Origin of the sequence: Sunxiuqinia indica, assembly GCF_009847015.1 — a bacterium.
GTDB lineage: Bacteria > Bacteroidota > Bacteroidia > Bacteroidales > Prolixibacteraceae > Sunxiuqinia > Sunxiuqinia indica.
Map to the genome: position 1 here is coordinate 1 of NZ_WVEM01000028.1, position 15046 is coordinate 15046.

The following is a 15046-nucleotide window of genomic DNA, read 5'->3' on the forward strand; positions in this document are numbered from 1 at the left end:
GACACCAAGTAATCAATGCAGTCTTGCTCCGATTTAAACATTTCTTCAAATTCCATTTGATCTGCTGGATATTTCATTCCGTAAAGATAAATCTTTACGGGAGATGATTAGATACCCCATTTATTTTAAAATAAATGTTCTAATTTATGAATTGAATTTAGTTAGCCATTTTAGAAATCTTCAAAATTACATTTGCTTTACCATTTTAAATTCCATTTAGTTAGAGACTATTTTCTATATCGCAAACAATATGCTGATTATTAAACAGCTGAAAAACAATTGATTATGAGACACATATCGATATCTAAAGGAAACATAGAATTAAACAACTATCAATAAGACACTTACATAAATCAATTCGAATCCCGCACCACCCTCAACTAAAAGGCGAGATTTTTGATCTAACCTTATATTTTTCGAGCATCAGACTAGCTAATCTGGTTTTTTTTGTGAATCGGTTGATACAATCTTAAACTTTTACATCGCCATCCCCTCTCCAAGCACACTTCCGTAAGCAATAATAATAAAGGATGAAACCAATATGACCAGCGCAATAACAAGCAAAACGTAAGTACGATTTGATACGCTTTTCCATTCTTTCATAATTACACCAATGATGTAACTAAAGAAGATCAGCATCGACATGTGCAATACCCAACTGGCAAACTGGAATTTTCCCATATTCACATGCCCCAGTCCGTAGAAGAAGAACTGTAAAAACCACATCGTCCCTGCCAAAGCTGACCAAAACAGGTTTTTGGTGATCGTGCTTCCTTTGATACCACTTTTAGTGGTAAATTCTTTCAGCGTATTTTTTCGGATTCCCAACACTAAAAACCAAATCATGTTTACCACCCAACAGCCGGCCGTGGAAACAATCAGTTTAGCGTTGCCTTCAAAATTACCGGCACCATGAGCCGCTGCCATATCTGAAATGGGCTTGCCAAACTCCAACGAAATATTAAAAACACCGGAAAGTACACCCGCAATAATGGTCAAAACCAAACCGATAAACGTAGCGGACTTCTTCAGGTCGGTCTGCCCGAGATTATTCTCACGTTCACGCCTAAAGCCAGCCCAGCCACAGCCTGCAACACCAACAATGGAAACAATCATACCAACCAGCACGATCATTCCCCCCGGGTTTGAAAAGTACTCCCCCAGCCCGCCAAAAATCATCAAGGGCATGACGGTACCAACAATGGCCGAGATCCCAATGGCCAGCGTATAGGTCAGTGAGTAACCGATATAGCGAATTGAAACACCAAACGACATGCTTCCAAAACCATAAACGGCGCCCAGCAGAAAAGCCATCCAGAAAGCGTGTGAAGGTGCATTACGTAAAATCGTGAAAAAATCGGGGACTGTTATTACGCCAATAACAACAGGCATGATAATCCAGGCAAACATGGCCTGCACCAGCCAGAAGGTTCCCCACGACCATTGTTTTGTTTTTTGAAAAGGGACATAACACGAAGAGGCTGAGACGCCACCTACCGCATGAAAGGCGGTGCCAATTAAAGGGTTCGGAGACATAGCAAGCTTATTTTTTAGTTAGGCATATTTATTTTAGTTGTTGTCTGTTGTTCTTTTATTCCAGATGAAAAATTTCCTGCATATCGCTCCAGAATTCACCGGCCCCCCGTGTTGCAAGTGGTTCCATTAACGGTTTTACCACATCCCACCATCGCTGGGTTTCAGGATCGGCAGCCATCCTGGCCATGTCACCGTCAAAATCAACACCAATATATTCAAAATAGGAAAACAAATAGTTGTCTTTGAAATAGATGGAATAATTCTGAATGTTACACGCTTTGATCATGCGCAACACTCCAGGCCAGACGGCAGCATGCTGACGAATATATTCCTCCGCCCCTTCCGGTTTCAGGCGGATCATTTGCCCAAATCGTCTCATTTCAATTTGTTTATCGTGTTAAACATCGCCTCCACATTGGCAGGTGGAATATCCGGCAAAATAGCTTCATGACTTGGTGAAATGATCAATCCTGTCGGGAATAGTTCTTTCAGTTCAGTGACTTTGTTTTCGACTGCATCCGGCGTTCCTTTTACCAGTAAATACTGGGCATCAACTCCGCCGCAAAAAGCCACTTTCCCATAGAATTTCTCTTTCAGGGTTACCGCATCCATATCGGCAGCCAATGCCTGAATCGGGTGAATGGCATCCACTCCAAGGTCAATCAGATCATCAATAATTGGCAGGATCGAGCCACAGGAATGGTGAATCACTTTTAAACCATAGCTCTTGGCCTGATCGATCAGTTTTTTGGTTCCCGGGAAAACAGATTGCCGCAGCGAATCAGGATCGACCATCAACCCGGTCTGGCTCCCAAAGTCATTGCCAATCAAAACGGCATCCAGATAACCTTTGGTGGATTCATAAAACAACTCGTTTGCTTTTAAATAGAAGTCGGTGATCCGGTCAATCACTGCCTGGAACATCTCCGGGTTCATCAGCATGGTCATCAGGGCCTGTTCCATTCCAAAAGCAGAACAGGCATCCTGAAAGTGAGCGCTCCACATCACCCCCATCCGCACCAGGTTTTCATCCACAGCTTTTACCCTTCGTAAGGATTCCCTGCGATCCAGGTACTTTTCAGGATCGGGCCAGTCGAACTTATCCACATCTGCCGGATCATTATAGTCTTCGAAAAAGCCGGGAGCTGTCAAAGTTCGTTCATCAGGGGTATCCAAATGGTCCACCTTGGCAAACTTAAAAGCGCAGGCGATATGATTGGACGGTGGATAATCGTAGGGCACTTCAACCGGGTAAATATCATCATCAATCTTCCTTTTTAGCTGGTCGATGGAAGAAACGCCGAAATGACTGGTCAGGTTCTTTTCGGCCTGGGGCACCGGTAATCCCAACCAGGAAGCCGGTCGGTCCACCGGTTCGTAATTCAGCGTGGCGTAAAATCGGTCTTTGTGATTCAATTTCATTGGTTCTGTCTTTGATTTATCTGGTTTTCTTTAATCTCAATTCAGTTCTTTTTGCTGATAGCAATTGATCAGATCTTCCCTGCGGGATTCGGGCACCACTTTTAGTGATTCCAGTCTCCCGTCTTTCAACACGCCTTCAACTGTTGTGTTGTATGGTGCATGCAATTTGAAATGAACATTCCATTCTTTCGGCCAGGCAGGGAAAAGATACATTTTCTTTCCATCCGTTTGCAGCAACATTTCCTGGATGCCAACCATGCCCGAACCGCCCCAGTTGTGATCCGGAACCCAATCAAACCCGGGTCCCCAGAAAGCCGGGAAACGCCTGCCGGAATCTTTCATTTTATTAATAGTCAGGTCAGCAGCTTCATGTGTCAGACCGAGACGGGCAGCCCAAATGTTGTACTGTTTCCATCCTACGTAACTTTTAAATTCAATTGCCTCAGGATCATATCTCCAGGTATTCAGAGCCACATCAAGATTCGGTTTACCAATGCCATAAATTCCCCAGGGGAACACCGGGTACAATTGCGGTGTTTCCTCATTGCTGATCCGCTCCCATTGCCATGCCGGGGCAATCGTTTGATGTCCTCCACAATCACGAAAACCAATATCGGGAATACGGTCAAGCATCCCTTGCCATTTTTTTCGGCCCTGGTCATTCAGGTAATTGGCTGGTAATTTCAACAACTTGGTGATCATTGCTTTCAAAGCAGCAATCGTTGAGGTGGAATTGTAGGCCATTTTATAAGTTTCGCAGGCAGATCCCGGAAATAAAACCAACTTCCCGTTTCCGTCGAATGTTTTGATTCCACGTTTCCGGGCAAGGTACTGGTAATGCTCATCGAAAAAGGTCAGGCAACTCTCAATAAACGGAAGGTATTCCGAAATATCCTGACCGGTGTATTGCTGAACATCCATTTCCATCATCCCAAACTCAAGGGCTGTATCCCACAGGTATTCCAGCCAGGCATTGTGTTGCATCCCAGGGTCAAAATCATCCGGCCGGTCAGTTCCGTATTCAGCATAACACGGCAAACCAAAATTATCCAGTTGCTCTGTAAAACAGGCTCCTTTGTGCCCCCAGTAAACTTCACTGCGCAGTTCCGCATTTTTATATGCGCGCTGGTAAAACTTAAACTGAGGTTTCATCAGGTCAAAATCGCCGCTTTTCAGCATCGGCCAATAGACCAGCCGTTGGTTCTGCTGGGTGAATGTCCCCCCGCCCCAGTTACGGTGATCAGGCGTGTAGTGCATGGTCGAATCCGTAAAAACCGGATCGTAGGTAAACAGCCCGCCATTAAATTTTGTGGGATAATCACCGTAGGCATTGCAGCCCAACATGTAGCGGAAAAGCTGGTAATTCCGGCCAACCTGCCAAAGCTCATCCGTTCCTGCAGGCTGCTTTGGATTGATATAAACAAAGCTTCGTTGCCAGAACTGCTGCCACCACTGGCTCGTTTCTTTCCAGGCCGTGCGCTCATTTTTATCCGCTTCAGTGACCAGTTTTTTCAATCCATTTTCCCAGTCATTTAAACTCGCTGCCTGATCTACATTTAGAAAGACTTCTATCTCTTGTTTTTTTGTTGGAGATTTGCTTTTCAGCTTCCAGCCTTTAAAATCGGTGTCCACATATTTGCCGGAATAAACACCTGCCGCAACCATTTTATCCCCCCGCATCATCCCTCCAAAAGTCAGGTTCTTCAATGGGTTGAACATCTGATCTTTCACCGGCTCCATTTTTTGCTCCTTCACCGTTACATCAAAAATTGTTTTCTTTTTGTTTCGGTGGACAAACAGTACTGTATTGTCCTGGAAACTGATACTGTCTTTCAGTGTTTTTAAATCTTCTGGCGCTCCCCACTTATAAGAATTGGCATTGTTGGCCTTCCCTTGCAGCAAGTAGTCGTGATATCGCCAGCTCTCGTAACCGGCTTCTGTCTCAACAGGCTTGTTACTTGAAACAGAAAGGTGAACAACAGGGCGGAAAACATCCACCCAGAGATGAATGTTCGCCTTCAATCCATTGTTTTCACCTTCAATATAAACCGAGCCATCCTGAAGGTTTAATTTTTGCTGAAAGGACTTTCCTTCAAACGGGTTTGGTGAAAGGTGCACCCGAACGCGGCCAAGTTTTAAGAAGGCGTTGTTTTCATCAAATGTACCGCTTCGTGACATGTAAAAAAGAAGGTCACCGTTTTCAACCCACACGTTCAACCCGATATCTCCCCCTCCACACGGCATGGACTCCGACGAATTTTTACTTTGCGTTGTCCACGTAATATTACAGTTTTTCAACTCCTTGTCCTGTGCCTTCGCTTTCGGAAGGACTAATAAGCAACTTAAAATGATTAAGATCGAATAGTAGGTTTTCATTGTTAGCATTTTATGAGGGTGAGACTTTGAGAAAATAAGAATTGAGGAGTCTAATCCATCCAATCTTTTCCCCAATTTTCTTCCCTGATTCATAAATCATATCTCTTTTATCAACTTTTTAATTTGCGGCGCATACAATTCAATCGAACAATCAAAGACTATTGCTGCACCTTGTCTATTTGTCTGACTTTTACCAGGGTGGCTCTCCCTTCGGTCGTTTACCCCAGGCTATTATTGTTGACCCCTTTCAGGGTTTCAATTTTGGTTTAAAAAATCTCATCTTCACACACTCTTCCACTCTCCCCTTCTCAAAATCATCAATCCTTCTTTTCAGAATTGATCACCACTGGCCCCAGCAATCCGGCAGGCAACAAATCGTGTCCCTCCAGTCGATAAGGTGCATTTGTCCAGGTAATACGCTTTTCAGCAGGCAAGTTGTGATCGCCAATCATACGATTTGCCCACGTGTTGCTAACAGCAATATTGATTTCATTTTCCCCAGCCTTCAAGGCTTTGGTGATATTCACCTGATAAGGTGAAGTCCAGGCTACACCGCAGGAAACACCATTTACAGTCACTTCTGCAATATTATTTACCTGCCCCAGATTTAACCAATACTGTTTATCTTGTTCCAGGTTCCTTTGCCAATTGAATGAAGATTTATAATTAGCCGTTCCCGAATAATATCGAATCCCATCTTCCGGCCGAGTTGTCCAATCAACCAATTGACTAAATTCAACTTCACCTTTCGGTCCTCCCAATGACGGATCAAAAGCAACTTCCCAGGGAGCCTGTAAAATCATTTCCTGAGCCATTTTTTCCCAATTATCCCCGTCCTGTTTCTGTTTTGTAGATGTTGCATGGCGGAGCACAATAAATACTGAACCATTAGGATTCAATCGAACAGACAAATTTGTTCTTCCGTTCCTGATTTCCCATTTGTTAACGTTCCTGACCTCTCCAGTTACCGGATCTAAAAACTCTGGTTCCTTCCCGTTTACCCGCAAAGAAATATCGACAGTGCGAGTTTGCCCCTTCTGGTTCGAAATAAAATAAATATCAGTATCTCCATCCTTTCGGTGATTCCAGGCCATGTAAGTTGCATGCTCTCCCGACTCCGTCATTTCAACATCAGGATTAATTCCCAAGCCTTTAAAAGAATGCGCCTGATAAGGCCCCTGAATAACACGTCCCTTACCAATTTTCCAGGCTTTGTAACTTCCATCTTCAACATCGCTTGTGTTTAAAGGCTCGCCGTTCCACAATCTGGAAATTATTTGTTTGAGCGTATCATCTTTTGCCTGATAATCCCCTAATCCGGGAACATAATCCGGTCGTTCGTTAACCAAAATCGTAGCCCCTTCTTCAACCAGTTTCAATAACTTTCTGGCAACTTCAATGCTCATTGCTTTTCCTTCAGGCATCATCCGTCGTGCCCCGGGAATAACGAGTAACCCATAACTAGCTCCTCCGGGCATTTCTACTCTACCATTGTGAACAGTTGCTAAACGCAACAACGCATCCGGATTAAACGAATCATAAGCATAACCTTTTAACGGATCAGTCCAATCCTCAGGATAAGCCATATTGGCTGAATGAAATACACCTTCTGGTGTTTCTGCAACAGGAGTTCCTTCATTTCTCAACCGGATTTGTTCTCTTTTAACAATATCCTCTCCGAAAATTCCCGGAAGAAAAGGAACTAAACGATCTGGCAATACCGACCGACTTGGAATTTCTTCTCCCGTAAACACGGCAACATCCACAACCGGCTCTCCTCTCTGTAAAACAGCCTGGCAACGCTGGGCATACTTCACCCAGGCTTTCCCGGGTTTCCACCATGTTTGATCGCGTTGCAAAAAGGAACCAACACCATTCAGACTCATCCCGGGTTTACGGTCAAGCCAGGGGTTTTCCATGAATACATGGTACACAAAACGATTAATTCCAAGCGCATAGTTCAGATCCCCTAAACTTTTAAGCAAAGCTGGATGCTCATCCCATCCCAAGCGGATTTCAGTAAAAGCTTCTGCCTGAACGAGCGGTTTTCCATAGATATGTGCACCCGAAATACCGTCCAAAATATCATTCGGTTTGTCATGAGTTGGACTACGTAACCAAAATTCACCCATGGGAATATCCACTTCGCGGTAATGGAGCAAACCATCACTAACCATTGTTGGAGCAACGCATTCCGCAGAAAATTTAATTCCTTTTTTATGCACAAGATCTGCCAGCGTATGGTAAAAATTATCCGCCACTAATTCTGAAATAGTTTGACGTATGTCATGCAAGAAACGCTCAGAGGTATCAATATTTTGTACCGGAATACCTGCCAAAACCGGTAAATACGGCATTAAATCATATCCTCTTCGTTTTTTAAACTCGGCGGCAAAAACCGGCGACCAGTTCTGACTTCCACATTCCCAACTATCCACATGAAAAATGCTTAGTACTTTGGGAGCAAGTTCAGGTCCTGCTTTTTTCAGGATTTCGCCGTACCAGTGATTAAACTGAAGTTTGACTGCCTCAGGGTTAAACTTGTCACATTCCAACCCTTTTCCACCACCTCCGGTTTCATTTCGATGACCATTTGAAGTATGCCCCATGCGAACAATTGTCCAATGACCTGCAGGAATCTCCCACTTCAGTGTACCGTCATCCTGAAGCTTATCTGTCAAATTAATAATTTTATCCATCGGGATACATAATGAATCGGGCACGTCTTCTCGTGTTGTCCGGTCAGCAATCCGCCAAACCAAACCATCCTTTCCTTCATATTGATTGATACTTGGTGCAGAATTCAGCTCAATATTAGATATCTTCAACTCAGGACGCCATTTTGCAGCATCCAAATCTTCAGCTCCTGGTTCCGATCCTTCAGGATCGTAGACAAACCGGAAATAGCGGGCAGTTACCGGAACAATCTCATGCGTGGCATCTTCGTCCCAATCTTCCCATCCAATTCGAGGAGATTTCAGTCGACCAATTGAATGAAAGTTTTTACCATCGTCACTCACTTCTACTAATAACCGTTGCGACTGATAACTGCTTCCACCAACAAATTTATTACCGGCTGTCCGAATTGTAATTGAACGACAGGTAAATGGTTTTTTAAACGCATATTGAATCCAGCATTTTTTCTCTGTTTCAAAATCTATTTGATTGTTTCGATCTGTTAATCGACTAACATCTTTTCCATGTAGACTGGTCGTTACTTTAGGGTGTAAAATTTGGCTGGATAAAGTTAGTTCCTCAGCAACAGGGAATGCGTAAACTGCAATATCCTCGTAATAATTTTCATTGATAGGTGGTTGCGGCAATTGTTGATGAAAGCTATGCCCTCCATCAGTCTGAACTTTTGACCACACCACTTTTTGCATAGACAACTCAGGAGTAATCCACGGGCCACCGGCCAAGGCAAAACCATCACTAACATGCATGGCTATCTGTAAACCCAGACTGTCAGCCTGATTCATAGCATAAAGAACCATTTGCCACCATTCAGGAGTAAGTTGAATAACCGGTTTTTCAATCCAGGGAGGATTTGTAGCACCTTTAATTGGCATTAAGTAGGCGCCACCGATTCCTGCGTCTTTCATTGCTTCTAAGTCTGCATGGATCCCTTGATGGGATACCGCTCCTTCCAGCCAATACCAAAAAACCCATGGCTTAGCCTGATCAGGAGGGGACTTAAAATCAGAAACTAAGTTGTCCCTCTTTGACTGGCATGACCATACAATTAATAAAAGCATAGCCATCAGCACTGGAAAATTTAATCCTTTATTCTTTTTAAAGTTCATTTTACTTCATGGTTTAGTTAGTTATTAAAACTTGATTTTCATAGCTTCCTGACTGGCTGTTTTGACAGTGCCCTTCCACGGAGTCAGGAAAAAGGCATAATGATAGGATTTCGATGGGATCTGGTATTTTTCAATTGGAGCACCAACCGGCGACCAACTGTCATTTCCACCAACTCCCATTTGTTTCAGATCAATATTAAGTGTGATCAACCCAGCATCATGCAATTCGTTGATATGTTTGGCCTGGTTGATATTTTTTTCTGTATATGGCCAGGCACTCATACTCAACAGGCTATCGGCAACAACCAACAAGCCCTGGTTTTCTTTGTTTGACAAAAACATCCAACGCACATCGGTACGGTTGCCATTTTCCTGCGGCATGACATACGGTTCCATAAATTGCTGAACCGGAAGTGAATAAATTCCGGCCTCAAAACCGAACCTGCGATCGATGTAATTTTCCTGCGGTCCTTTTCCGTACCAATTAATTTGGTCGTAGCCACGACGAATGCCGCATTGCATACCCACCTTCGGGATATTTGGCAAATCAGGTGATGCCTCCAACGAATAATCTACTTTCAACACACCATCACCATTTACAGTGTAAACGACCCGGCAAGTCGCTTTACCATCAATCAGTGAGTAATTGCTAATGACTTTGACCAAGCCACTTTCGGATTGATCCGTTTTTATATTTTTCAATTTAAGGTTGACATCATACCACTGCTTCAGAACCTCCTGTGGTTTCCATCCACGTTCATCATTGTCAGTCAAAGGCCGGGTGAAATTCGGCAACAACGGGCTGTACAACTGCTGTTCTCCATTCCAGACAAAAGAACTCAGCGCGCCATTTGCTTTGCTGAAAGTAACCGTAAAATTCTTGCCGGAAACCTCAAAAGCAGTGTCTTTCTCAGCCAATGACAGTTTCGGAAATTTCTCTTTCTTGAGAATTGGTTGTGGTAATCCGGTCAACTCGAACTGATCTTCCGCTACCGCATATCCTTTTTTTGCCCAGGGTTCATCATTCGCCAGACAAAACTTCAGGTTGGCCAGATATTCACTGCCCTTTTTCATTTTTGGAAAATAACTTTGAATGGAAATAACGGTGTCTTTTCCTGCAGCCAATTTAATTTTTGGAAGCTCCTTTTTGACAACGACAGTTCCATTTTCAAGGATTTCTATCATTGGATTAAATTTCCCTAACGATTGTACTGCACTCCGGTTTTTTACTTTTATCAGCCCTTTATCTGCATCAACCAAAGTACATTCAGCCGGCTGATATACCCATTTGCATTCGTACATGGCAGCTTTCGGATGTCCGTCAGGTGCAACGACTCCATTGATGCAAAAGTCACCATCGTTAAAACCGGTATTAAAGTCGCCGCCGTATGCGTAAAATGCATTGCCCAGGGAATCTTTTTTCAATATCCCCTGGTCTTTGTAATCCCAGATACATCCACCAATCAGTCTTGGATTCGAACGGAAAATGTCCCAGAATTCTTTCATATTCCCGGTTGAGTTTCCCATCGAGTGTGCATATTCACAGAAGAAAACAGGCCGGTTGTCTGTAGCCTGGTCGATTAACAGTTTTGGTGTAAAAAGTCCGGGATACATGCGGCTGACCATATCGACATAGTACTGGTCCACCGGATTCTGGATACGGTGCGAATGATCCTGAGGATAGCGCGGATCGCCAAAAGGAATGTATCCCGGTTTTCCGGGACTTCCCTGTGCCGGTTCGTAATGAACAAAGCGGGTGATATCAAAATCATGCACCCAGCCGGCCATGGCAGCGTGGTTAGGGCCGCTGCCAGCTTCGTTACCAAGGCTCCAGAAAATAATTGACGGGTGATTTTTGTCGCGTTTCACCATACGTGTGATGCGCGCCATGTAGGCGTTTGTCCATTGCGGTTCATTACTGAGTTTTCCGCCCAGACCGTGTGTTTCCAGGTTGGCTTCGTCAATGACCAGAATGCCATACTCATCACACAAATCGTAAAAATAAGGATCGCAGGGAAAATGGCTGGTCCGGATACAGTTAAAATTGAATTGTTTGATTTGTTGTACATCTTTGCGAATATCTCCGCGTGACAGAGCCTGACCTTTGACCGGGTCAAAATCCTGCCGGTTGACGCCATACAAGTAGGTCACTTTGCCATTGATCAGCAATTTGCTGGTTTTCTTATCAAACGCGATACTCCGAAAGCCCACTTTACAACTTTTGGCCTCCAACAGATTGCCATCAGTATCAACCAACGAAAGTACCAGAGTGTAGAGATTGGGTTCTTCATCGCTCCATTTCAATGGGTTCTTCACTTTCGTTTCCAACAGCCCGAATTTTCTTTCATCCAGACGCGGATAAGCTTCTGTAAGAATAGATTCTACACTCTTCTCCACCGGTTTTGCCAACACAGGCTCCTGGTTTTTATCGTATAATTGTGCTTTCACAACATATCCTTTCACCGTATCTCCTGTCAGGTTAAGCATTCTGGGGCGGATACCCAGGGTAGCATCTTTGTAATCCTTGTCAAGCTTGGTTTGGTAGAAAAAGTCGGCAATACGCAGTTTGGGCTCGGCCAATAACATTACTTCCCGGTCTATCCCACTCATGCGCCAGTGGTCCTGGTCTTCCAGGTAAGAGGCATCACTCCAACGACGAACCTGGACGGATAAGATGTTTTCGCCATCTTTTAAATAAGGCGTAACATTGAATTCAGAAGGCAGGCTGCTGTCTTCTCCATATCCTACAAATTTTCCGTTCACCCAAACCTTAAAAGCCGAACGAACGCCTCCGAAATGCAGCGTGATGTTCATATTATTCCAATCGGTAGGAACGGTAAATGTACGTTGATACGATCCCACGGGATTGTAGTCTTTTGGTGTGTATGGAGGATTGACTGGGCGAAATGGATAGCCAGCACTTTTGTAGATGGGTTTATCGTATCCTTGCATCTCCCAGTTGGATGGCACTTCAATTTTGTCCCAGCCCTGTACCCGTGACTGGTAAAAATCCCCGGGAGCTTCATTTGGATTGATGGCAAATTTGAAATCCCATTCACCATCCAGATTTATGTATCGTTCAGACTTTTCACGGTCTCCCTGAATAGCATCTTCTATTGAACTGAATGAATAAGCTGTTGCATGCGCCACATCCCGGTTGATTGAAACGACTGTCGGATCTTCCCAGGGATCGGGTTGATAGACCTTTGGTGCCGGAGGTACGCCTTGAGGCCAATGAATTAACCGTTGTGCAGTTGCGGCAAAAGGAATAGCGAAAAATGATAATAAGCAAACTGCCAGGATATATTTAATCGATTTTTGATTGATGTGTTTGATTGGTTTCATTAAACTATTTTTTAGACTCACTCTATGAAAAACTATTCAGCATTCAAATTAATTGTTGCTGCTTCAAGCCCATCTGATGTGGCCTGTAATTGAATTTGCCCGGGCTGCTTTTTCGACTGGACGATTACCAAACACTTACCTTTAAATGCTTTGCGGTAGTCTGCCTTAAAAGGCTCCAGGCTGGCTTGATATCCATTATCAACGCCAGCAATCTCTGCTGGTCCGGTAATATTGAATTTTACCAAATTATCAGCATTGGGCACTAAATTGCCATCTTTATCTAAAATACGAACAGTGACAAATGACAGATCCTTGCCGTCAGCATGAATCGATTCCCGGTCAGGAACCAGTTCAATTTTTGTCGGTTCACCTGCTGTCTTTATTTCTTTTTCCAAAACTGTTTCGCCATCCTTTCGCGAAACTGCTTTCAAGGTACCCGGTTCATACTTCACCCGCCACATGACATGCAAATCATCACCCTCTTTTTTCTTCGTACCAAGAGACTTGCCATTCAAAAATAATTCCACTTCATCGGCCTGGCTGTAATAAGCCCAAACATCAACGGTTTGACCGGGTGTCCAATTCCAATGAGGGAAAATATGTAACACAGGTTTATCGGTCCATTCAGACTGGTACATGTAGTAAATATCTTTCGGAAAACCTGCAAGATCAACAATTCCAAAATAAGAACTCCGGGCCGGCCACGGATATGGCATGGGTTCTCCCAGGTAATCAAACCCACTCCAAACAAACAGGCCTGCCATAAATGGATGGTTTTTGACAGCATTCCAACTTGCCTCATGTGTGGCGCCCCAATAGGCCACTGTATTGTCATAGGAAGAAGCCGTAAAATCATCATTGGCTCCTACCAAAGGTTCGCCATATGCAACCGGCCAATAGCGCACACTGTCCGAGGGCATGACATATACGCCCCTTGTTTCAAGAGCCGAAGCTGTTTCAGTAGCAATTAATTTAGCTCCCGGGAACCGTTTGGGTAACTCTGAATAAGCCTGGTGCTTGTAATTGAAGCCTAAAACATCCAGTGCACCTGACTGGTAAATAAAATTCTTTTCCGGATTATTTTCTGTCAATGCTGAGGTAACCGGGCGGGTTGGATCCAGATTATGAGCCAAATCCGTAAGTTCTTTCGCTATGGTGGTGCCTGTGCTGTCAAACTGTTGTGGAATTTCATTTCCAATGCTCCAAATCATCACCGATGGATGGTTTCTGTCACGCAAAATCAAATCTTCCAAATCCCGCACATGCCATTTGTCAAAATCCACATGGTAGTCATATTTTACTTTCCCTTTTTGCCATACATCAAAAGCTTCGTCCATCACGATGAATCCCATCTCGTCACACAATTTAAGCATCTCGGGAGCAGGTGGATTGTGTGAAATGCGGATCGCGTTGCAGCCCATTTCCTTTAAAATCTTCAGTTGCCGTTTAATGGCGCTGGTGTTAACTACTGCTCCCAAGGCTCCCCAGTTACTGTGAAGACATACCCCGTCGATCCTGAGATGTTTACCATTTAAAAAGAACCCGTTTTCAGCGTCAAACTTAAAATAACGCACGCCAAATGGTGTTTCGTATTGATCAACCAAATCACGGCCAACAAAAACTCGAGTGACTGCTTTATATAAATTAGGTTGATCGACGGACCATAGCTTCGGGTCTTTCAGCTTGAACGATTGATGTATGATGGCTTCATTTTTGGATAAAGCTGACTTTTGTTCGCCAACAACCTTATTGTCAGAATCCTTAATTTGGGTTGAGATTTGAATATTCCCCTCGTTTGGTCGCGTTCCTGAAAGTAGAATAGCCAGGTTAACAGTTGCCTGTTGTGGATTCACTTCCGGTGTGGTTACAAAAGTTCCCCAATGAGCAACATGAACTGAATCGGTAGTGGTCAACCAAACGTTTCTGTATATACCGGAACCGGTGTACCATCGAGAATTGGGTTGTTCCGAATTGTCTACCCGCACAGCGATTACATTTTTTTGCTCCCCGTATTTCAAATAGGGTGTTAACTCATACCGGAATGAAATGTAGCCATTCGGGCGCTCACCCAACAACTGACCATTAATCCAAACCTTACTGTTTTGAAAAACACCATCAAAGTCAATATAAAGTTGCTTTCCTTTTGAGTTTTCAGGAACCGTAAATGTTTTGCGATACCAGCCGATACCCGTTGGCAAAGCTGCTTCAGCAGTGGTTGATGCATTGTCCTTACTGAATTTGCCCTCAACACTCCAGTCATGCGGAAGGTTTAGGGTTCGCCAGGCAGCATCATCGTATTCCGATTGACTGGCCAGGGAATCATCGCCCAGAAAAAATTGCCAATTGGCATTGAAACTTTCCCGTGTCCGGGGTTGCTGTTGTGAGCAAGACCAAACGCCGATTAGTATAGCGATTGCAAGTAATCCGTTTTTAATCGTTTTCATTTATTTAGTTAATCCTTATGAACTAATATTTACTGGAAATAATTGTTTTTGTCTAATGATTATTTCCAGTAAAATTTTAAGCCAAAGAACTTCTTCTTTGATTTTCCGAAGTAATCCTTT

Annotated in this window: 7 protein-coding genes; all 7 read right to left on the bottom strand. The window is 43.8% G+C overall.

What is annotated here, in order from left to right:
• Window positions 1–477: 477 nt before the first annotated feature.
• The 7 genes from GR929_RS21500 to galB all read right to left on the bottom strand — a co-directional run bounded on the left by GR929_RS21500 (window position 478) and on the right by galB (window position 14926).
• The gene (locus GR929_RS21500; protein WP_159523855.1) at window positions 478–1536 is read right to left on the bottom strand and encodes an L-rhamnose/proton symporter RhaT; all 1059 of its coding nucleotides are present in this window, start codon (window positions 1534–1536) and stop codon (window positions 478–480) included.
• A gap of 55 nt (window positions 1537–1591) precedes the next feature.
• On the bottom strand, window positions 1592–1915 hold the full coding sequence (locus GR929_RS21505; RefSeq protein WP_159523857.1) for an L-rhamnose mutarotase: 324 nt from the start codon (window positions 1913–1915) through the stop codon (window positions 1592–1594).
• On the bottom strand, window positions 1912–2958 hold the full coding sequence (locus GR929_RS21510) for a uroporphyrinogen decarboxylase family protein (protein WP_201301092.1): 1047 nt from the start codon (window positions 2956–2958) through the stop codon (window positions 1912–1914). Before GR929_RS21510 ends, GR929_RS21505 begins: the two co-directional genes overlap by 4 nt.
• Window positions 2959–2994: 36 nt before the next feature.
• Window positions 2995–5334, bottom strand: coding sequence for a DUF5703 domain-containing protein (locus GR929_RS21515; protein ID WP_159523859.1), 2340 nt, complete (start codon window positions 5332–5334; stop codon window positions 2995–2997).
• Window positions 5335–5651: 317 nt separating this feature from the next.
• Window positions 5652–9137: a glycosyl hydrolase gene (locus GR929_RS21520; protein ID WP_159523861.1), complete on the bottom strand. Its 3486-nt coding sequence runs from the start codon at window positions 9135–9137 to the stop codon at window positions 5652–5654.
• 24 nt (window positions 9138–9161) lie between these two features.
• On the bottom strand, window positions 9162–12482 hold the full coding sequence (locus GR929_RS21525; RefSeq protein WP_159523863.1) for a glycoside hydrolase family 2 TIM barrel-domain containing protein: 3321 nt from the start codon (window positions 12480–12482) through the stop codon (window positions 9162–9164).
• A gap of 32 nt (window positions 12483–12514) precedes the next feature.
• Window positions 12515–14926 carry a beta-galactosidase GalB gene (gene galB / locus GR929_RS21530; protein ID WP_159523865.1) on the bottom strand — a complete coding sequence of 804 codons (2412 nt, stop codon included), beginning with the start codon at window positions 14924–14926 and terminating at the stop codon, window positions 12515–12517.
• Window positions 14927–15046 lie beyond the last annotated feature (120 nt).

Bases quoted from the DNA above. Each gene is read 5' to 3' on its own strand.
- GR929_RS21500 (WP_159523855.1), bottom strand. From the start codon at position 1,536: ATGTCTCCGAACCCTTTAATTGGCACCGCCTTTCATGCGGTAGGTGGC.
- GR929_RS21505 (WP_159523857.1), bottom strand. From the start codon at position 1,915: ATGAGACGATTTGGGCAAATGATCCGCCTGAAACCGGAAGGGGCGGAG.
- GR929_RS21510 (WP_201301092.1), bottom strand. From the start codon at position 2,958: ATGAAATTGAATCACAAAGACCGATTTTACGCCACGCTGAATTACGAA.
- GR929_RS21515 (WP_159523859.1), bottom strand. From the start codon at position 5,334: ATGAAAACCTACTATTCGATCTTAATCATTTTAAGTTGCTTATTAGTC.
- GR929_RS21520 (WP_159523861.1), bottom strand. From the start codon at position 9,137: ATGAACTTTAAAAAGAATAAAGGATTAAATTTTCCAGTGCTGATGGCT.
- GR929_RS21525 (WP_159523863.1), bottom strand. From the start codon at position 12,482: ATGAAACCAATCAAACACATCAATCAAAAATCGATTAAATATATCCTG.
- galB (WP_159523865.1), bottom strand. From the start codon at position 14,926: ATGAAAACGATTAAAAACGGATTACTTGCAATCGCTATACTAATCGGC.